Annotated in this window: 17 protein-coding genes; 8 read left to right on the top strand and 9 right to left on the bottom strand. The window is 71.8% G+C overall.

Annotated elements, in window-relative coordinates:
* Nucleotides 1-30 precede the first annotated feature (30 nt).
* Nucleotides 31-1,614: an MDR family MFS transporter gene (locus OG230_RS15795; protein WP_328910853.1), complete on the top strand. Its 1,584-nt coding sequence runs from the start codon at nucleotides 31-33 to the stop codon at nucleotides 1,612-1,614.
* 7 nt (nucleotides 1,615-1,621) lie between these two features.
* Here the strand turns inward: OG230_RS15795 and cseC are convergent, their stop codons facing one another.
* From cseC to OG230_RS15770, 5 genes are all read right to left on the bottom strand, one after another.
* Nucleotides 1,622-3,055, bottom strand: coding sequence for a two-component system sensor histidine kinase CseC (gene cseC / locus OG230_RS15790; RefSeq protein WP_328910852.1), 1,434 nt, complete (start codon nucleotides 3,053-3,055; stop codon nucleotides 1,622-1,624).
* Complete coding sequence (gene cseB / locus OG230_RS15785; RefSeq protein WP_328910851.1) at nucleotides 3,052-3,765, bottom strand: two-component system response regulator CseB; 714 nt, start codon at nucleotides 3,763-3,765, stop codon at nucleotides 3,052-3,054. The genes cseC and cseB overlap by 4 nt, the downstream gene beginning before the upstream one ends.
* Before the next feature lie 29 nt (nucleotides 3,766-3,794).
* The gene (locus OG230_RS15780) at nucleotides 3,795-4,535 is read right to left on the bottom strand and encodes a hypothetical protein (protein ID WP_443051560.1); all 741 of its coding nucleotides are present in this window, start codon (nucleotides 4,533-4,535) and stop codon (nucleotides 3,795-3,797) included.
* Nucleotides 4,523-5,143, bottom strand: coding sequence for a SigE family RNA polymerase sigma factor (locus OG230_RS15775; RefSeq protein ID WP_328910850.1), 621 nt, complete (start codon nucleotides 5,141-5,143; stop codon nucleotides 4,523-4,525). Before OG230_RS15775 ends, OG230_RS15780 begins: the two co-directional genes overlap by 13 nt.
* A gap of 170 nt (nucleotides 5,144-5,313) precedes the next feature.
* Complete coding sequence (locus tag OG230_RS15770; RefSeq protein ID WP_328910849.1) at nucleotides 5,314-6,216, bottom strand: A/G-specific adenine glycosylase; 903 nt, start codon at nucleotides 6,214-6,216, stop codon at nucleotides 5,314-5,316.
* A 229-nt stretch (nucleotides 6,217-6,445) separates the two neighbouring features.
* Between OG230_RS15770 and OG230_RS15765 the strand changes: the two genes are divergently transcribed.
* Nucleotides 6,446-7,246, top strand: a complete 801-nt coding sequence (locus OG230_RS15765; RefSeq protein WP_328911415.1) for a hypothetical protein — start codon at nucleotides 6,446-6,448, stop codon at nucleotides 7,244-7,246.
* Between the two features lie 100 nt (nucleotides 7,247-7,346).
* Here OG230_RS15765 and disA read toward each other — a convergent pair whose 3' ends face one another.
* Nucleotides 7,347-8,471, bottom strand: coding sequence for a DNA integrity scanning diadenylate cyclase DisA (gene disA / locus OG230_RS15760; protein WP_328910848.1), 1,125 nt, complete (start codon nucleotides 8,469-8,471; stop codon nucleotides 7,347-7,349).
* Between the two features lie 80 nt (nucleotides 8,472-8,551).
* Nucleotides 8,552-9,964 (bottom strand): DNA repair protein RadA, encoded by a 1,413-nt coding sequence (gene radA / locus OG230_RS15755; RefSeq protein WP_328910847.1) that lies wholly within the window; start codon nucleotides 9,962-9,964, stop codon nucleotides 8,552-8,554.
* A gap of 172 nt (nucleotides 9,965-10,136) precedes the next feature.
* On the opposite strand from radA, the gene OG230_RS15750 reads away from it, so the two are divergent.
* Complete coding sequence (locus OG230_RS15750; RefSeq protein WP_443051559.1) at nucleotides 10,137-11,963, top strand: BACON domain-containing protein; 1,827 nt, start codon at nucleotides 10,137-10,139, stop codon at nucleotides 11,961-11,963.
* Nucleotides 11,964-12,099: 136 nt separating this feature from the next.
* Here OG230_RS15750 and OG230_RS15745 read toward each other — a convergent pair whose 3' ends face one another.
* Complete coding sequence (locus tag OG230_RS15745) at nucleotides 12,100-12,942, bottom strand: hypothetical protein (protein WP_328910845.1); 843 nt, start codon at nucleotides 12,940-12,942, stop codon at nucleotides 12,100-12,102.
* Between the two features lie 40 nt (nucleotides 12,943-12,982).
* Between OG230_RS15745 and OG230_RS15740 the strand changes: the two genes are divergently transcribed.
* From OG230_RS15740 to ilvD, 4 genes are all read left to right on the top strand, one after another.
* Complete coding sequence (locus OG230_RS15740) at nucleotides 12,983-13,930, top strand: Ppx/GppA phosphatase family protein (protein ID WP_328910844.1); 948 nt, start codon at nucleotides 12,983-12,985, stop codon at nucleotides 13,928-13,930.
* Between the two features lie 137 nt (nucleotides 13,931-14,067).
* The gene (locus tag OG230_RS15735; protein ID WP_328911414.1) at nucleotides 14,068-14,880 is read left to right on the top strand and encodes a sugar phosphate isomerase/epimerase family protein; all 813 of its coding nucleotides are present in this window, start codon (nucleotides 14,068-14,070) and stop codon (nucleotides 14,878-14,880) included.
* Nucleotides 14,877-15,494, top strand: coding sequence for a TetR/AcrR family transcriptional regulator (locus tag OG230_RS15730; RefSeq protein ID WP_328910843.1), 618 nt, complete (start codon nucleotides 14,877-14,879; stop codon nucleotides 15,492-15,494). The genes OG230_RS15735 and OG230_RS15730 overlap by 4 nt, the downstream gene beginning before the upstream one ends.
* A 165-nt stretch (nucleotides 15,495-15,659) precedes the next feature.
* A complete protein-coding gene (gene ilvD / locus OG230_RS15725; RefSeq protein ID WP_328910842.1) occupies nucleotides 15,660-17,510 on the top strand; it encodes a dihydroxy-acid dehydratase in 1,851 nt (616 codons plus the stop codon).
* A 55-nt stretch (nucleotides 17,511-17,565) separates the two neighbouring features.
* Here the strand turns inward: ilvD and OG230_RS15720 are convergent, their stop codons facing one another.
* Complete coding sequence (locus tag OG230_RS15720) at nucleotides 17,566-19,749, bottom strand: protein kinase domain-containing protein (protein ID WP_328910841.1); 2,184 nt, start codon at nucleotides 19,747-19,749, stop codon at nucleotides 17,566-17,568.
* Nucleotides 19,750-19,872: 123 nt separating this feature from the next.
* Between OG230_RS15720 and OG230_RS15715 the strand changes: the two genes are divergently transcribed.
* Complete coding sequence (locus OG230_RS15715) at nucleotides 19,873-20,175, top strand: SH3 domain-containing protein (RefSeq protein WP_328910840.1); 303 nt, start codon at nucleotides 19,873-19,875, stop codon at nucleotides 20,173-20,175.
* The last annotated feature ends 34 nt before the right edge of the window (nucleotides 20,176-20,209 follow it).

The raw sequence follows: 20,209 nt of genomic DNA, 5'->3' as shown, positions 1-20,209 counted from the left end.
CAGTGAACGGGCAACAGGGGAGTGGGGACCATGGCGGACCTGAAGAAAGCGGCGGACGGCACGGCGTCCGGGAAACCGGAGCCTCAGGCGCGCAGCGTACGGGTGGTGATTCTGGCGCTGATGATCGCGATGCTGCTGGCCATGCTCGACAACCTGATCGTCGGCACCGCGATGCCGACGATCGTCGGTGACCTCGGCGGCATGGAGCACCTGTCCTGGGTGGTCACCTCCTACACCCTGGCCACGGCCGCCTCCACCCCCATCTGGGGCAAGCTCGGCGACATGTACGGCCGCAAGGGCGTCTTCCTCACCTCCATCGTGATCTTCCTGATCGGCTCGGTCCTGAGCGGAATGGCCCAGGACATGGGCCAGCTCATCGGCTTCCGGGCGATCCAGGGCCTCGGCGCCGGCGGGCTGATGGTCGGTGTCATGGCGATCATCGGCGATCTGGTGCCGCCGCGTGAGCGCGGCAAGTACCAGGGCATGATGGCCGGCGTCATGGCGATCGCCATGATCGGCGGCCCGCTGGTCGGCGGCACCATCACCGACCACCTGGGCTGGCGCTGGAGCTTCTACATCAACCTGCCGCTCGGCGCGGTCGCGCTGGCCATGGTCACCGCCGTGCTGCACCTGCCGAAGACGCAGCGCAGGAAGGCGAAGGTCGACTACCTCGGTGCCGGACTGCTGACCGTGGGCATCACCGCGATCGTCCTGGTCACCACCTGGGGCGGTACGGAGTACGCCTGGAGCTCGGCCGTGATCATGGAGCTCATCGCCGTCGGCGTGGCCTCCCTCGTCGGCTTCGTCTTCGTCGAGACGAAGGCGGCCGAGCCGATCATTCCGCTGCACATCTTCCGGAATCTCAACTTCACGCTGATGTCGGTCGTCGGCTTCATGGCCGGCTTCGTGATGTTCGGCGCCGTGCTCTTCCTGCCGCTCTTCCAGCAGTCGGTCCAGGGTGCGTCGGCGACCAACTCCGGTCTGCTGCTCCTCCCGATGCTCCTCGCGATGATGGTCGTCTCGCTGATCGCCGGACGGGTCACCACCAGCACCGGCAAGTACAAGATCTTTCCGATCGTGGGCAGCGCCCTGATGGTGGCGGGCCTGTTCCTGCTCGCGCAGATGGACACCGGTACCTCGCGGTTCACCTCCGGCGTCTACATGGCGGTGCTCGGCGCCGGCATGGGCTTCCTGATGCAGATCACGATGCTCGTCGCGCAGAACAGCGTCGAACTCAAGGACATGGGAGTCGCCTCGTCCGCGACCACCCTCTTCCGTACGCTCGGCAGCTCCTTCGGTGTCGCGATCATGGGCGCGCTGTTCACCGGACGGGTCCAGGACGAAATGGCGGCGCGCGGCGGCGGTGGCGTCACCGAGAAGTCCGCTCAGCTGGACGCGGCGAGCCTGGCGAAGCTGCCGGACCCGGTGCGTGAGGCGTACGAGTTCGCCGTGGCATCCGGCACGCACATCGCCTTCCTGGTGGGTGGCTCGGTCGCCGTGCTGGCCCTCGTGGCGGCGCTGTTCGTCAAGGAGGTCCCGCTGCGGGGCGCCGCGGCTCCGGCGGCCCCCGCCGATGCGCCGGCCCCGACGGCCAAGGAGTCGCAGACCGTCTAGGAACGGCTCACCGGGTCCTCCCGGTGTCCTTTCCGTCCTCGGTCGCCGGACGGGCTCGGTCCTTCGAGCCCGTCCGCTGTTTCTTGAGCCCGGCCCGCTGCGCGGGCGGGCCGGTCCTGCCCTGTTCCGCCAGCTGGAGGACCGGGAAACTGCCGGTGTCCGTCGGAGCGTGCTCCGGCAGCCACAGCACGGCGATCGCGCCGCCCGCACCCTCGGCCCCGTCCTCCCGCACCACATTGCGGAAGGTCAGCCGGGCGCCCAGCACCCGCGCCTGGCCCGCCGCGATCGTGAGGCCCAGGCCGTGCCCGTGCCCGGCCCGGTCGCTGCTTCCGGTACGGAACCGGCTCGGCCCCTCCCTCAGCAGCTCCTCGGGGAACCCGGGCCCGTGGTCGCGTACCCGCACCACCCGGCCCTCGACCGTGACCTCCACCGGCGAGGCCCCGTGCTTGGCGGCGTTCCCCAGCAGGTTGCCCAGAATGCGTTCCAGGCGTCGCGGATCGGTGGAGACCCACGACTCGTGGATCACCCGCACCGTGACGTCCGGGCCCAGCAGGGCGATCCGGCGGCTGACGAACTCGCCCAGCGGAAGCTCCTGAAGCTCGGCCCGCTCGGACGCGCTGTCCAGCCGCGCCACCTCGAGCACGTCCTCGACCAGCGTCCGCATCGCCTGCGCCCGGTCGCGTACGAGCTCGGTGGGGCGCCCCGGCGGCAGTAGCTCGGCCGCCGTGAGAAGCCCGGTCACCGGAGTGCGCAGCTCATGGGCGATGTCGGCGGTGACCCGCCGCTCCGCCTCGATGCGTCCGTTCAGCGCGTCCGTGAGCGCGTCCACCGCGCCGGCCAGCTCGTCGGTCTCGTCGCGGACGACCCCGCCGACGGCCTCCCTGACCCGTACCTCCGTATGGCCTTGCGCGACCCTGCCCGCCGCGGCTGCCGCCTTGCGCAGCCTGCGCGAGAGCTGACCGCCGATCAGCACGCCCAGCGCGGAGCCGCCCAGCACGGCGGAGACCGAGCCGATGATCAGTGCCCGGTCGAGGTCGCTCATGATCGTGGCGCTGCGGTCGGCGAAGCGGGTGTGCAGCGAGAGGATGTCGCCGTTGGCCAGCGGGACGGCCGCCCAGACGTCGGGCACGCCGTTCTCGTACTCGTCGACGTGGGTGGCGCGGCGGTTGCCGCGGACCTCGTCGCGCAGGCTCGGCGGCATCGCCGGGTCGTTGAGCTTCGCACCGAACTTGGGCGTGTTGTTCTTCGCGTTCGTCGCCTCGTACAGCCGCTGGGCGAACAGGAGTCGTTCCAACTGCACTTCGCGCGCGTTCTCGATCATCGAGACGCGTGCCGCGTTGTGGACGACCAGGCTCAGCGCCACCGCGATGAGGGCGCCGACTGCGGCGATTGCGATGCTGATCTTCCAGCGGACGCCGGTCCGCAGGGCCCGCCCCTTCATGCTCTGAGCTTGTAACCGAAGCCGCGGACCGTCTCGATCCGGTCCTGACCGATCTTGGTCCGCAGCCGCTGCACATGGACGTCGACGACCCGGGTGTCCCCGCCCCAGCCGTAGTCCCAGACCCGTTCCATCAGCTTGTCGCGCGAGAGCACGGTGCCGGGCACGGACGAGAACTCCAGCAGCAGGCGCATCTCGGTGGGCGTGAGCGCGACCTGACGTCCTCCGCGGCGCACCTCCATGCCCTCGGTGTCGATCTCCAGATCGCCGAAGACGAGCACACCGTCGGTCCCGTACGGGGACTCGGTGGCCGTACCGTGCTGCTGTCCGCCGGTCCCCGCCGCGTGTCCGAAACGGCGCAGCACGGCACGGATGCGGGCGACGAGGACCGCCCCGTCGAACGGCTTGGTGACGTAGTCGTCCGCCCCGGCCTCCAGGCCGAGCACCACATCGATCGAGTCGGCGCGCGCCGACAGCATGATCACGGGCACGGTCGACTCGTCCCGGATGCGGCGGCACAGGCTGACGCCGTCCAGCCCCGGCACCATCACGTCGAGCAGGGCGATGTCAGGGCGGTCGGCCCGGAACGCCTCCAGGCCGGAGAGTCCGTCCGGCATCGCGGTGACGACGAATCCGTCCCGCTCCAGCGCGAGCTGGGTGGCCTCGCGGATCACGTCGTCGTCCTCGACGAAGAGGACGTGGGTCTCGGCCATGCGACTGCTTTCCGTACGGTCGGTCTCGGTCAGTTCCTGGTGGGGTCCACCGGCACGGGCAGCTCGCCCTCCCCGCTGCCGACGGCCCGGTTGAAGTCGTTGTGCACGCGGTCGTGCTCGCTGAACCGGTTGTCCGCCCAGCGGTAGGTGATCACTTCCTCGCCGGAGGGGTACGCGACCGAGTCCTTCGATTCGTAGACCTGCGTCGTCACCACCAGATCACCGCGGTCGATCGTGCCGTAGACCGCGGGCATCTCGGCGGCGAAGACGTTCTCGTACGAGCCGTCGTCCCGGGGGCGGTAGACGTAGGTGCCGATGCCCACCGAATCGCCGCAGGTCAGCACGTTGACCACGACATCGGCCGCGGGGCCGTCGGTCAGTGATCCGTACGAGGTGTCGATGGGGTACTCGTCCCCGGAGCAGGGCCTGAGATCGGTCCTGATCCGCGGGCTCACCTCGGAATCCCGCTTCAGCAGCGTCACTGCGTCGACCCGCCGGGCGGGCAGCGCCGTCGTCGAGGGGGTGGCGAGCGTGGGGCTGGCCTGGGCGACCGGTTTCGTTCCGGCCGGGCCCTCGTCGCGGGTGCCCGTACCGCTCGCGGAGCAGCTGACGCAGAACAGTCCGAAGGCGGCGAGCCCGGCCATCGCCGTACCGCTCGCCGCCAGTCCGGCACGGAATCCTCTGCTCCGGCGGGCTGTTCCGGTCGTCCCGACGCTGTCGCGCGAGGCGCTGTCGACCGTGCCGTCGCCGCTGTCTCTCAGGCCGCGCACCGCTCCCGCCCCCGCTCGTCGTGACGCCCGTCGTGCCGCGCCGGTGTGTGCGCACGCACCGGCGCCCCGGGCGTACGACGCACGTCCGCCTCGCGGCTGTGGGCCTCCCGGCTCAGCGCCTCGCGGCTCTCCAGCTCCTGACGCAGCCTCGCCAGCGCCCGGTGGAGCGTGCTCTTCACCGTACCCGCCGACATACCGAGAGCAGCGGCCGTCTCCTCCGTGCTCATCTGCTCCCAGTGTCGCAGCACGACGACGCTGCGTTGCTTGGGAGCCAGCACGCCCAGGACGTCCATCAGCAGGGCGCGGTCGGCGCGCTGTTCGGTACCGTCCTCGACGCTCGCGTCGGGAAGCTGCTCGGTGGGGACCTCTTCGAGCTTGCGGGCCCGCCACCACTCCGTACGCGTGTTGATCATGACGCGGCGCAGATAGGCGTCGGCGAGGGACTTGTCGGCGATGCCGTCCCAGCGGCCGTACGTACGCACCAGGGCGGTCTGCAACAGGTCCTGGGCGTCCACGGGGTCGGGAACGAGGCGCCGGGCACTGCGCAGCAGGGCATCCTGCCGGGTCCGTACGTAGTCCTCGAATGCGAGCACCTCGCCCTGCGCCATTACAACCGCCTCCGTCCCCGTAAGTCCCCGTGGTCACTGCTGTCGAAGACGCTACGGAGGCGTTGTCACGAGGCTGTCCGGAGCAGCCATACGCGGACGCACGGCTGCCCATCGGTTGTGTAACAGCGCCAGGGCCCGTCCCTGGAGCCGTGTGCGGACCAGGCGGGGACTCAGGTCAGCGGCAGCCGGTACCGGCCCTCCGGCAGCGGCTCGACCAGGCCGTCCGCGACCAGGCCGTCGAGAGCCCGCGCACGCTGCACGGGTTCGTCCCACACCGCGTCGAGCGCGGACTGACCGACCGGTGCCACCGCCTCACGCAGGACGGCGAGCAGCCGGCCCCGCACCTGCCGGTCCGTACCCGCGTACGTCTGGCCCCGGCGAGGCGGGCCCTGGTGTGCGGGCTTCCCGGCCAGCAGCCAGGCGCACTGTCCGGAGATCGGGCAGCGCGAGCAGTCCTCGTTCTTCGCGGTGCACACCAGTGCGCCGAGTTCCATCGTCGCGGCGGCCCAGCGGGCCGCGCGCTCGTCCTCGTCCGGGAGCAGCGCCCGGGCGAGCTTGCGCTCGGCGGCGGTGGTCGCGTTCGGCGGGTACTGGATGCCGGTGGCGGCGCGGGCGAACACCCGGCGGACGTTCGTGTCGAGCACCGCGTGGCGTTGTCCGTACGCGAACGAGGCCACGGCCGCCGCCGTGTACTCGCCGATACCGGGCAGCGCCAGCAGCTGGTTGTGCTCGCTCGGCACGTCGCCGCCGTGCCGTTCCGCTATCGCCTGTGCGGCCCCGTGCAGGCGGAGCGCCCTGCGGGGGTAGCCGAGACGGCCCCAGGCGCGGACGGCTTCACCGGGTGCGTCGGCGGCCAGGTCCGCGGGGCGCGGCCAGCGGGCCATCCACTGCTCGTACACGGGGAGGACGCGGCTCACCGGGGTCTGCTGCAGCATGAACTCGCTCACCATCACACCCCAGGCGCCCGCTTCGGGGCGGCGCCAGGGGAGATCGCGGGCGTGCTGCTCGAACCACCCGATGACGGGGGTGTGGAGGGATGCGGGGGACGTGGGTGTCGAAGTCGTGGCAGTCATCGCACTGACGATCCTGGCACGGAAGGCGGGGCGATGTTCACGGCCGCAGGGGTGTCGCCCTTCCGGAGGGCCCTGGGGGTGCCGACGCCACCCGTTCTGTCCCCTCTGCCCGTGTCCGGACCTGTCTTCCGGCACGTCCGTGATGATGATCCGCAAAACTTGGCGATCGGAGCGGCGGGTGGGGCGGGAGTTGGCCCGGTTCTCTCGTAGAGTTTGCGCCGTGGGATCTATGCGCAATCCGGTCGGGCCGCTTCCCTCCTCCATCTACTGGCGACGGAGGGCAGTTGCGGCATCCCTGATTGCGCTGCTCGCCGTGCTGATCGCCTGGGCCGTCACGTCCGGTGGGGGCAACGGGGGCAGCGGCGACGCGAAGGCCGACGGACCTGATCCCGCCAACTCGATCACCCCCGGCCCTTCGGGATCGGGACCCGCGATCAGCCAACAGCCGGGCGGACGCGACGAGTCCGGCGAGGACGCGGGTTCGGACGCCGGCAACGGCGACACCGAGCCGGGCGGTACGGGCGGAACGGACGCCACCGGATCCCCCGGTGCCACGCCCTCCGGGACGGGCGGCGCCTCGGGCGCCGACGGAGCAACAGGCCAGCAGGTACCGGCCGGTTCCCCGCTTCCCGACTGCAAGCCCACGGCCCTGCGGCTGAGTCTGAAGACCGAGGTCAGTTACGGCCCCGACGACAAGCCGGTGTTCCGTCTGATCGCCAAGAACACCTCGGCCGCCACCTGCAAGGCCGACCTCGGCCCGAAGAACGCGGTGCTCACGATCACCGAGGCCGGCGGCGAGGACGACCGCATCTGGTCCTCCGAGGACTGCCCGGCCGCTTCGGGCCACCTGTTCCTGAAGATCCCCGCGGGTGCGACGGTCGTCCACACCGTGGAGTGGGACCGCAAGAAGAGCAGCCCCCAGTGCGCGTCCGCCCCCACGACGGAGGCGGGCCCCGGTACGTATCTCCTGGAGGCCAAGGCTCCGGGCGTACCCCTCCAACGAGCCTCGTTCGTCCTGCCGAAGGACTAGGGCCTCTCGGTCACCGGCTCACGAGCCGGGCCCGTCCGGCGTTCGAGGACGAAGGACGGCCGCCGGAGGACCCGGCGCCCGCCCCACCCCCGCGGCTTTCCTAGACGTACCGCTCGAGAATCGACGACTCCGCCAGCCGGGACAGTCCCTCGCGCACGCTCCGTGCCCGCGCCTCCCCGACCCCGTCGACCGTCTGGAGATCGTCCACGCTCGCGGCGAGCAGCTTCTGCAGACCGCCGAAGTGCTCCACCAGCCGCTCGATGATCGCCCCCGGCAGCCTCGGCACCTTCGCCAGCAGCCTGAATCCCCGCGGCGACACCGCGGAGTCCAGCGTCTCCGGAGAGCCGCTGTACCCCAACGCCCTTGCCACGACCGGCAGTTCCAGCAGCTCGGTGTGCGAGAGCGCGTCCAGCTCCGTCAGTGCCTCGGCGACCGTGCGGGACCGCTTCGCGGTCGGTTCCGGCACGTAGTCGCGTACGACGAGCTCCCGCTCGGGCTCGACGCCCGCGATCAACTCGTCCAGCTGGAGGGAGAGAAGCCGGCCGTCGGTGCCCAGCTCCACCACGTACTCGGCGATCTCCGTCGCGATGCGGCGGACCATTTCGAGGCGCTGCGCGACGGCGGTCACGTCCCGGACCGTCACCAGGTCCTCGATCTCCAGCGCGGAGAGCGTGCCGGCGACCTCGTCCAGCCGGAGCTTGTACCGCTCCAGCGTGGCGAGTGCCTGGTTGGCGCGCGACAGGATCGCGGAGGACTCCTCCAGGACCCGGCGTTCCCCGTCGACGTACAGCGCGATCAGGCGCATCGACTGGGAGACCGACACGACCGGGAAGCCGCAGGCTTTCGAGACCCGGTCCGCCGTCCGGTGGCGGGTGCCGGTCTCCTCGGTGGGGATCGACGCGTCCGGGACCAGCTGGACGCCGGCCCGGAGAATCTTCGTCATGTCCTTGTCGAGGATCAGCGCACCGTCGAGCTTGCACAGCTCACGCAGCCGCGTCGCGGTGAACTCCACGTCCAGCACGAAACCGCCGGTACACATGGATTCGACGGTTTTGTCCATGCCGAGGACGATCAGCCCGCCGGTGTTGCCCCGGAGGATGCGCTCCAGGCCGTCCCGCAGGGCCATTCCGGGCGCGACCGCGCTCAACGAGGCGCGCATCAGCGCCTCGTTACCGGTGCCTTGGCCGGACTTTCCGGGCGATGCTGCCCGGTCGTTGGCTGCCACTGCACTCCTCCGGTCACAGGTTTGCGATGCCCTTGCGTCCCTCATACCGTTCGTACGGGCGGGCGAGACCAGGGCAAAGTCTACCGGCGCGCATTGTCCTCCTGTGGTCCGTCCTGACGAGACCGGCGCGGGAGCACTCTGAGGGCGTCGCCCATGTCGGCGACTTCCGTGACCTTCATACCGGCCGGCACCTTCCCCGGGTCGCTCGGCACGAGTGCGTGGGTGAACCCCAGGCGGTACGCCTCGGCCAGCCTGCGCTGCACCCCCGTCACCCGCCTGACCTCGCCCGCAAGGCCCACTTCGCCGATCGCGACCAGGTTCTTGGGGAGCGGGGTGTCGCTCGCCGCGCTGGCCAGCGCGAGGGCGATCGCCAGGTCCGCGGCGGGCTCGGTCAGCTTCACGCCGCCGACCGTCGCGCTGTAGATGTCCCGCTTTCCGAGGGCGCTGATCCGCCCCCGCTGCTCCAGCACCGCCAGCATCATCGACACCCGGGAGGTCTCCAGCCCGGAGGTCGTGCGCCGGGGCGAGGGGATCTGCGAATCGACCGTCAGCGCCTGCACTTCGGCGACGAGGGGCCGCTTGCCCTCCAGTGTGACCGTCAGGCAGGTGCCGGGAACCGGTGCGTCACGACGGGTGAGGAAGAGGCCCGAGGGATCGGCGAGGCCCGTGATCCCCTCGTCGTGGAGCTCGAAACAGCCCACCTCGTCCGTCGCCCCGTACCGGTTCTTGACGCCGCGGACGAGACGGAGACGGGCATGGCGGTCGCCCTCGAACGACAGCACCACGTCGACGAGGTGCTCCAGGAGCCGGGGCCCGGCGATCGCGCCGTCCTTGGTGACGTGGCCGACCAGCAGCGTGGCCATGCCGCGCTCCTTGGAGGCCCGGATGAGCGCTCCGGCCACCTCCCGGACCTGGGCCATGCCACCGGGCGCCCCCTCGATCTCGGGCGAGGCCACGGTCTGTACGGAGTCGAGGACGAGAAGGGACGGCTTGACCGCGTCCAGATGGCCGAGCACCGCGGACAGATCGGTCTCCGCCGCGAGGTAGAGGTGGTCGTTGATCGCCTTGATCCGGTCGGCGCGCATCCGGACCTGGCTCGCGGACTCCTCGGCCGTGACGTACAGCGTGCGGTGGTCGTCGCTCGCCGCCTTGGCGGCGACGTCCAGCAGCAGCGTCGACTTCCCGACGCCCGGCTCGCCCGCGAGCAGCACGACGGCGCCCGGCACGAGACCTCCGCCCAGGACGCGGTCGAGCTCACCCACGCCGGTCGAGCGGGCGGTGGCCTGGCGGCTGTCGACCTGGCCGATGGGGACGGCGGCGGTGGAGACCCGGCCCGCGGCCGTCGTCCGCACGGCGGGGGCACCGCCGAACTCCTCGACCGTCCCCCATGCCTGGCATTCGGGGCAACGGCCGAGCCACTTGGCGGTCGTCCAGCCGCACTCGGTGCAGCGGTAGGACGGCCGGTCCTTCGCGGATTTCGTACGGGCAGCCATGGCGCCACCGTATAGGGGTGGTCGGACAGTGAGGACCGGCGCGGGGGCGCGCGGAGGGGCTTCTGCGAGAAAGCGGAATTCGTGTCCTCTTTTGAGGGATACGTTCACCCGTAAGGATTAAATGTGGTCAAGAGGTGCTAAGGGTGTGCCGTGCCCTGCCTACGGTCGCCAGGTGACGAGCACCAGGCTGGAGACCCCCACACACCCCACCGGCGCACACCGGGCGCACCGCCGCGCCCCCCACTCGTCGGCACAGCGAACGCCCGCACGTTACGACCCCTATCTCGACGGCCTCTTCACCTACTGCCTCTCCGTCCTGTGCGACCACGAGGCGGCGACCGAGGCGCTCGGCGCGGTCCTCGTCGTCGCCGAACGGCAGGAAGGCCGGTGCCCGGAAGGCGAGGAGGAACGTAAATCCTGGTTGTACGCCCTGGCCAGGTGGATGTGTCTGCGCAGGCTCGCCGAGCAGAAGCGGGGCCGCCAGGCCCACCGCCAGCCGGCCAAAGGAGGTGCGCGCGCCACCCGTCGTACGCGCACGAGTACGCCGGAGACCGACCCGCCCGCCCCTTCCGCACCCGACGCCCCGTCGGGCCCCGAGGAAGCAGCGGTCCCCGCACCCTCCGAGTCCCCGGCCGTGGAAGCGCGCCGTCGTGAACTCGCACAGCTGGCCTGGCCCGAAGCCGCCGGCACCACCCCCGAGCAGCGCGAAGCGCTCGAACTCGCGGTACGCCACCGGCTCCCCCCGCGCGCCGTGGCCGCCGTCCTCGGCCTCGAACCCGTCGTCGCGCGCGAGCTCCTGGCGGCGGCGGCCTGCGAGGTGGAGCGGACCCGCGCCGCCCTCGCCGTCGTCGAGACCGGCAACTGCCCCACCGTCGCCCGGCTCACCGGCGACCACCAGGTCCTGCTCTCCGCCGCCCTGCGCCGCGAACTCGTCCGCCACGTCGACGACTGCCCCCGCTGCCGTCGCGCCGCCGAGCGGGCCGGCGCCGCAGGACCGTGGCCCGGCGCCGCGGTCAGCCCCGCCGCCGCGCTGCCGGTCGTCGAGGCGCCCCGCCCCTCCGTCCAGGTCGCCATGGCGCACGCCCAGCGCTCCCGGTCGGGCGGCCCGCGCTTCGGCCGGGCGGGCTTTCCGCTGGACCCCAAGGACCACGCGGCCCGCCGGGACCGGCTGCGCGCCCGGGTCCTGACGACCACAGTGGTCGCCACCGTCGTCGCCGCGCCGGTGATCGCCCTCTGGGCCGCGTACCGAGGGGCGCCGCAGACGGGGGAGGGCCATGCCGGATCCACGATCGCGGCCACGGAGAGGGACGGCGCGGGCGGGCTGGAGGACGAGGCGTACGACCACTACGAGAACGCGGGCAACGCCCGTCCCGACAAGAGCGGCCGCTTCACGCCCGGCGCCCGTACCCCGGACGTCTCGGCCGAGGTGATCAGCACCGGCAGCCGACAGGGTCCCGGTGGTCTGACCGTCACCGCCCGCACGTCCGGCGACCTCACGACGATCACGCTGAGGGCGTCCGGCAGCGAACCCGTCTCCTGGTCGGCCTGGGTGGACGCGCCCTGGCTCCACCTCAGCAGTACGTCCGGCACCCTCGCCCCGGGCCGGAGCATCACCGTCCGGGTCTCCGTGGACCACGGCGCCGAGCCGGACGGCCCGTGGCGCGCGCAGGTCGGCTTCGACCCCGAGGGGTCCGTGGTCGTGATCGACGGGTACGGGGCCACGGCGCCGCCGCCCGAGCACTCGACCGGCCCCTCGGTACCCGGCACCCCGTCCGGGCCGGCGGAACCCACGGACCCGGTACCGACCCCCACGCCGACCCCGACGGACCCGACGCCGTCACCGGACCCCACTCCGAGCCCCACCGAATCGACCCCGGGGCCGACGGATCCGACCGGCCCGACGGATCCGACCGACCCGCCGACATCGCCGGACCCGACCGAACCCACCAGCCCCACGGACCCGTCGACGAGCCCGACGACCACGGACCCGACGGGCTGACCGTCCGACGGGTCGGGCGAAAGCCCGCGCCGCCCGTCGGAAGGACGGCCTCACCGTCGGAAGGACGGCCTCACCGCCGGAAAGCCGGCCTCACCGCCAGAGGGCCACCTCACCGCAGGCAGGCCCACCTCGCCGGTCAGCTGCTCGGATCGGCCGGGTGCGGAGCCATCGGCAGGAGCGAGGACAACCGCTCCTCGCACAGCTCGACCAACCGGTCGTACGCCTGCTTGCCCATCAGCTCGGTGAGCTCCGGCCGGTAGGACACGTACACCGGGTCCCCCGCCCCGTGCGCCGACGTCGCCGAGGTGCACCACCAGTGCAGGTCATGACCGCCCGGGCCCCAGCCCCTGCGGTCGTACTCCCCGATCGACACCTGGAGCACCCGGGTGTCGTCGGGCCGGTCGATCCAGTCGTACGTACGCCGAATGGGCAGCTGCCAGCACACATCCGGCTTGGTTTCGAGGGGCTCCTTGCCCTCCCGCAGCGCCAGGATGTGCAGGGAGCAGCCGGCGCCGGCCGCGAAGCCGGGCCGGTTCTGGAAGATGCAGGAGCCCTCCCAGCGCCGGGTCTGCCGCTCGCCGTCCTCGTCGATACCGACCCAGCCCGTCTCCGTACCGACGTCGTGGAACTGCCACAGGTCCGGAGTCAGCCGGGCGACGTGACCGGCCACCCGCTTCTCGTCGTCCTCGTCGGAGAAGTGGGCGCCCAGGGTGCAGCACCCGTCGTCCGCGCGGCCCGCCTGGATGCCCTGGCAGCCGCTGCCGAAGATGCAGCTCCACTTGGAGGTCAGCCAGGTCAGGTCGCAGCGGAAGATCTGCTCGTCGTCCGCGGGGTCCGGGAACTCGACCCAGGCACGCGCGAAGTCGATCCCCGTCTCGTCGGGCCTGTCGGGTCCCTTTGCTTCCGGCTGCTGCATCTCCCGCTTCGTTTTCTGCTTCTTCGTGGCTTTGTCCGGCTTCGCCTTTTTCGTCTTTGGCACGCGCCAAGAGTAAGTCCGCCGGAGCAGTAGCGTTCCGGGTATGAGACTCGGAGTCCTCGACGTGGGGTCGAACACGGTTCATCTGCTGGTGGTGGACGCCCACCCCGGCGCCCGCCCGCTGCCCGCGCATTCGCACAAGGCGGAGCTTCGGCTGGCCGAGCTCCTCGACGCGGACGGGGCGATCGGCCCGGTGGGCGTGGAGCGGCTCGTGTCGACGATCGCCGGTGCGCTCCAGGCCGCCGAGGACAAGGGCTGCGAGGATGTGCTGCCCTTCGCCACCTCCGCCGTACGGGAAGCGACCAACGCCGACAAGGTGCTGGCGCGGGTGCGGGAGGAGACCGGTGTCGACCTGGCGGTCCTCAGTGGTGAGGAGGAGGCGCGCCTCACCTTCCTCGCGGCCCGCCGCTGGTTCGGCTGGTCGGCCGGGAAGCTGCTCGTCCTGGACATCGGCGGCGGCTCGCTGGAGGTCGCGTTCGGTATCGACGAGGAGCCCGACGCCGCGGTGTCGCTGCCCCTCGGGGCCGGGCGTCTCACCGCCGCCTGGCTGCCGAGCGACCCGGCGGACCCGCTGGAGGTGAAGGCGCTGCGCCGCCATGTGCGGGCCAGGATCGCCCGCAGCGTCGGCGAGTTCACCCGCTTCGGCCGCCCCGACCATGTCGTCGGCACCTCCAAGACCTTCAAGCAGCTCGCCAGGATCGCGGGCGCGGCGCGCTCGACGGAGGGTCTGTACGTCCAGCGCGTCCTCACCCGTAAGGCCCTGGAGGAGTGGGTTCCGAAGCTGGCGGCGATGACCGTCGAGCAGCGGGGCCGCCTGCCCGGGGTCTCCGAGGGGCGTTCCGCGCAGCTGCTGGCCGGGGCGCTGGTAGCCGAGGGGGCGATGGACCTGCTCGGTGTCGAGGAGCTGGAGATCTGTCCCTGGGCGCTGCGCGAGGGTGTCATCCTGCGCCGTCTGGACCACCTCCCGGCGGAGCGGGCAGCCCTGCACTGACCGGGTGCCTGCGGGGCGCGCCCCACCCGGACGGCCCCGCCGGCCGCGCGGTCGCGCGCCATGGCCCTGGTCACTTTCGGTCAAGATCCCCTGGAGACGCGCACTGCTGCCCGTACCCTGTTCTGGTGGCAGAACCAGTGGTGCGCGTTCCGGATGCGAAGGTCGCCCTGTCGACTGCTTCGGTCTATCCGGAGTCGACGGCGACGGCCTTCGAGATCGCCGCGCGTCTGGGCTACGACGGTGTCGAGATCATGGTCTGGACCGATCCGGTCAGCCAGGACATCGAGGCGTTGAGGCGGCTCTCGGACTACCACCAGGTGCCGATCCTGGCGGTGCACGCCCCCTGCCTCCTCATCACGCAGCGGGTCTGGTCCACCGACCCGTGGGTGAAGCTCCAGCGGGCGAGGGCCGCGGCGGAGAAGCTCGGGGCGTCGACCGTCGTCGTGCACCCGCCGTTCCGTTGGCAGCGCAACTACGCGCGGGACTTCGTCACCGGCATCTGGCGCATGGCCGACGAGACGGACGTCCGGTTCGCCGTCGAGAACATGTACCCGTGGCGCTACCGGGACCGCGAGATGCTCGCGTACGCCCCCGACTGGGACGTCACCAACGACGACTACCGGCATTTCACGGTCGACCTCTCGCACACCGCGACCGCCCGCACCGACGGGCTGGCCATGGTCGACCGGATGGGCGACCGGCTCGCCCACGTCCACCTCGCCGACGGCAAGGGGTCGAGCAAGGACGAGCACCTGGTGCCGGGCCGCGGTGACCAGCCCTGCGCGGAGCTGCTGGAGCGGCTGGCCCGTACCTCCTTCGACGGCCATGTCGTCATCGAGGTCAACACCCGTCGCGCCATGTCCTCCGCCGAACGTGAGGCCGACCTCGCGGAGGCGCTGGCCTTCACCCGGCTGCATCTGGCGGCGTCCGCGCAGGCCCCCCGCCCATGACGCCGGACGCCCCCGCTCCCCGTCGCCGGGGCCGTCCCTCCCGTACGACGGAGACGACCGGCCCCGACGCCCGCACCCGCATCCTCGAAGCCGCCCGCACCGAGTTCGCCGGGCGCGGCTACGACAAGACGTCGATCCGGGGCATCGCCAAGGCGGCGGGTGTGGACGCCGCGCTGGTCCACCACTACTTCGGTACGAAGGACGAGGTCTTCGCGGCGGCCATCGAGGTCTCCTTCGAGCCGGCCCTGGTGATCCCCGCCGTCCTCGACGGCTCCCCGGACGAGCTGGGGGAGCGGCTGGCCCGCTACTTCATCTCCATTTGGGAGAATCCGGCGACCAGAGCCCCGCTCCTGGCGATCATCCGCTCCGCCCTCACCCACGAGGCGGCGGCGAAGGTGCTGCGCGGCTTCGTGCTGCGGCGGCTGCTGGAGCGGATCGCGGGGGAGCTGGACGTACCCGATCCGACCTTCCGCGCGGAGCTGGCCGCCTCGCACATGATCGGCATCGCGATCCTGCGGTACGTGATCCAGGCGGAGCCGCTGGCCTCGGCGGACCCGGAGAAGATCATCGCGATGGTGGCGCCGACGCTCCAGAGGTACCTGACCGAGCGCTGACCGGCCCGGTCGCGTTCCCGGATTCGGCCGCCCCGCCAGCCCGGAGCCGTTCCGCCCACCGCCCACCCACCGAGCATCGCGTCCCGCATTCCGGACACGCTGTCCAGATCTTGGAGCCGGGGCGTACGCTCGAAGACAGTCTTTTCCGTCGAAGGAGCGAGCGCGATGCCCCAGCTGAGGTCCCGCACTGTCACCCACGGCCGCAACATGGCGGGCGCCCGCGCCCTTATGCGGGCCTCGGGCGTAGCGAGCGAGGACATCGGCAAGCCGATCATCGCGGTGGCCAACTCCTTCACCGAGTTCGTCCCCGGCCACACCCACCTCGCCCCGGTCGGCCGCATCGTCTCCGACGCGATCAAGGCGGCGGGCGCGGTGCCGCGCGAGTTCAATACGATCGCCGTCGACGACGGCATCGCGATGGGCCACGGAGGCATGCTCTACAGCCTGCCCTCCCGCGATCTGATCGCCGACTCCGTCGAGTACATGGTCGAGGCGCACTGCGCCGACGCCCTGATCTGCATCTCCAACTGCGACAAGATCACCCCCGGCATGCTGATGGCCGCGCTGCGCCTCAACATCCCGACGATCTTCGTCTCCGGCGGCCCGATGGAGGCCGGCAAGGCCACGCTGGTCGACGGCACGGTCCGCAGCCTCGACCTGGTCGACGCGATCTCCGACGCGGTCAACGACAAGATCTCGGACGAGGACATCCTCCGTATCGAGGAGAACGCCTGTCCGACCTGCGGCTCCTGTTCCGGCATGTTCACCGCCAACTCGATGAACTGCCTGGCCGAGGCCATCGGCCTGGCCCTGCCCGGCAACGGCTCGGTCCTCGCCACGCACACCGCGCGCAGGGCCCTGTACGAGAACGCCGGCCGCACGATCGTCGAGATCACCGAGCGCCACTACGCGCAGGACGACATGAGCGTCCTGCCGCGCAACATCGCCACCCGCGCCGCCTTCGAGAACGCCATGGCCCTCGACATCGCGATGGGCGGCTCCACCAACACGATCCTGCACCTGCTGGCCGCGGCCCAGGAGGCCGAGCTGGACTTCGGCCTGTCGGACATGGACGCGGTCTCGCGCCGCGTCCCCTGCCTGGCCAAGGTCGCGCCGAACGTGGCGCCCGGCGGCACGTACTACATGGAGGACGTGCACCGGGCGGGCGGCATCCCCGCCATCCTCGGTGAGCTCTACCGCGGCGGCCTGCTGAACGAGGACGTGCACACCGTCCACTCCGCCACCCTCGCCGAGTGGCTCAAGACCTGGGACGTGCGCGGCGGTTCACCGTCCGCCGAGGCCGTCGAGCTGTGGCACGCGGCGCCCGGCTGCGTCCGCTCGGCGACCGCCTTCTCGCAGTCCGAGCGCTGGGACACCCTGGACACGGACGCCGAGGGCGGCTGCATCCGCTCCGTCGAGCACGCGTACTCCAAGGACGGCGGCCTGGCCGTCCTCCGGGGCAACCTCGCCGAGGACGGCTGCGTCGTGAAGACCGCGGGCGTCGACGAGTCCATCTGGACCTTCGAGGGCCCGGCGGTCGTCTGCGAGTCCCAGGACGAGGCCGTCGACAAGATCCTCCGCAAGGAGATCACCCACGGAGACGTCGTCGTCATCCGTTACGAGGGTCCGCGCGGCGGCCCCGGCATGCAGGAGATGCTCTACCCGACCTCCTTCCTGAAGGGCCGCGGCCTCGGCAAGACCTGCGCCCTCGTCACGGACGGCCGTTTCTCCGGCGGTACGTCGGGCCTCTCCATCGGCCACGCCTCTCCGGAGGCGGCATCGGGTGGCACCATCGCGCTCGTCGAGGACGGCGACCGGATCAGGATCGACATCCCGAACCGTTCGATCGAACTCCTCGTCCCCGAGGCCGAGCTGGCCACCCGCCGCGAGGCACTGAACGGCGTCTACGCGCCGAAGAACCGGGAGCGCAAGGTCTCGGCCGCCCTGCGCGCCTACGCGGCGATGGCGACGAGCGCGGACCGGGGCGCCGTGCGCGACGTCTCCAAGCTCGGCTGAGACACCGCACCGTTCCACGGCCCCGGGCACCGGTCATCCACCGGCACCCGGGGCCTCACCAGTTCGCGGGACTGCGCCCGTCGACGGCGAATACGGAACCGTCGGGGGAGGTTCCGTACACGGTCCGCCCGATCACCACGGGAGCGGGCAGCGCCGAGGCGTACGCCAGCTTTCCCGCCCGCAGCCGGGGCCTGGTCTGACCGAGCAGCGTTCCGCGTTCCGTGTCGACGGCCAGCAGCCGCCCGTCGGCCGCCGAGAAGCACAGACGGTTCCCACCGGCCAGTACGGGCGGTGAGGTCCGCCCGGCCGAGGTCTCCAGACGCCACAGCTCGGCACTCCCGGCCGCCTGGTCCGCCCGGCCGGTGTCCATGGCGAGGAGCGTCCCGCCGCGTGCGAGCAGATAGGCCGTGTCCCCGCCCATCACCACTTCCGGTTCGTTCATACGGAAGGGCAGCTCCAGCCGTGCGACGGCCTTGCGCCCCGGCTCGTAGCGGACGAGCCCCACGGTCTGGGCGTCCGCGTTCATGGCCGTCAGCACCAGAGCACCGCCCGGCGCTCCCACCGGGGTGAGCGTCCCGTCCAGCCTGTGCTGCCACGCCGTGCGTCCGGTGGCGGCTTCGAGCGCCGTGACCAGGGTCGTGGCGCCGTCGGCCGCGTGCTCGAAGGCGTACGCGAGTCCGGACCCGTCGTCGTAGAGCGCGTAGTCGGGCCGTACGTGACCGGGTACCGCCCGCGTCCAGCGGGACGCCCCGGTCCTGCCGTCCAGCCCCTCGGCGGTGCCGTTCTCCCGGGTCATCAGCAGCGTGTCCCCGGCCGAGAAGGGGACACCGAGGTACGGGGACAGCTCCCGGTCCCAGAGCTGTCCGCCGCGCTCCGCCTCGTACACCCGGAGCCGGCCACCGGCGTCGGATACGTGCACGACTCCTCCCGGCAGTGCTCCCACCGCCGGCGCGTCCCCCGAGGACCGCCGGTGCGACCAGGCCACCCGGCCGTCCGCCGGATCGAGCCGCGCCGTTCCGAAGCCGGCCGCCGCGCAGTACAGCCCGCCGCCCGCTCCCGTACAGACCGGCGTCGACCCGCCCGCCGACGGCAGTGGCGTCACCCACGGCACGAAAGCGGCCGGGACCGCGCCCTTGCCGCCCCCGGCCGGACCGCCCGGGGACTCGCCGCCGTCCCGGAGCCCGACCGCGGCCGCGCCGCCGGCGGCCAGGACCAGCAGGACGGCAGCGGCGGCGGCCCACCGCGCCCGGCGGCCACGGCCGGGCAGGGGCCGCGCCGGTTCCGGACCGGACGGCGCCCGTACATGGGTGTCCGTCTCCGAGCCGGTGTTCCGCGCCGGCGGTGCCGCGACAGCCCTGGACACCGCGGCCGGCCGCCGCTGCGACGGTATGAACGCGGAAGCCTCGTAGGACGGGGGGTGCAGCGCGAGCGCCGCCATGATCTCGTCCGGAGTGGGCCGCTCCGCGGGGTCCTTGGCCAGGCACCGCCCGACCAGCGGCGCCAGATCCGCGGGCACCCCGGCGAGGTCGGCCTCGTCGTGCACCACCTGGTAGGCCACGATGTACGGACTGTCCGAGTCGAAGGGCCCACGCCCGGTCGAGGCGTGGACCAGCACGGCTCCCAGGGCGAAGACGTCCGCCGCGGGCCCGACCTCGCGGGGCCGCTGGAACTGCTCGGGCGCCATGTACGGCGGCGAGCCGATCAGCTTCCCGGTCTCCGTGCGCAGGTCGCTGTCGTACGGCCGGGAGATCCCGAAGTCGATGACCTTGGGCCCGGAGTCGGAGAGCAGCACGTTGCTCGGCTTGAGGTCGCGGTGGATGACACCGGCCCGGTGGATGTCGCGCAGCGCCTCGGCCAGGCCCGCGGTCAGCCTGCGGAGTTCCGCGGGGGCCATGGGCCCGTTCCGCTTCACCTGTTCGGAGAGCGTCGGTCCGGGCACGTACAGCGTGGCCATCCAGGGCAGCGCGGCGGTCGGATCGGCATCGACGACGGGCGCCGTGAACGCGCCGCTGACCCGTCGGGCCGCCGCCACCTCCTGCCGGAAACGGGCCCGGAACTCCGGGTCCGCCGCATGCTGTCGGTGCACGATCTTCACCGCGAGCTGGAGCCCGGATGCGGAGCGCGCCAGGTGCACCACACCCATGCCGCCCGCTCCGAGACATGCCTCAAGTCGGTACTGCCCGGCGTACTCAGGATGCTCCGCTTCCGGATCGAATCCGGTCCCTCGCAGCGGCGGCATCGCCCACCCCCGTGTGTTCGTCCGCAAGCGCGACGCACGGAGCCTAGTCGATGGCGTGTGCGATCGGTGTGGGGCTTGTTAGCCTGCGCGTCGCATGAACTGATTCCAACGGGGGAGGGCCTCATGGCCATCGAAGAGAACACCGCTGTGGAGAGCGCGGTACTGGCGTCGGACGACGTCACCCGCTATCCGATCGCACCGGGATACCGGGTCAACGTCCGGCGGGGGCCGGGCACCAAGTACGGGATCGTCCGGACGCTGCCGTACGGAATGAGCGTCCCGGTCTACTGCCAGAAGCCGGGGGAGTGGATCACCGGTCCGTACGGCACCACCAACCTCTGGGACAACATCGCCGACGGAGAGTTCGTGTCGGACGCCTACGTCAAGACAGGCAGTGACGGGTACGTCGCCCCGCGCTGCGACTGACGGCCACCGACGCCGACCGGGGATAATCGACCTC

It is taken from the genome of Streptomyces sp. NBC_00234 (genome assembly GCF_036195325.1).
In the GTDB taxonomy this organism is placed as follows: domain Bacteria; phylum Actinomycetota; class Actinomycetes; order Streptomycetales; family Streptomycetaceae; genus Streptomyces.
Note: the sequence above shows the minus strand (reverse complement) of the source record. Positions and strands in the feature narration are given on the sequence as shown.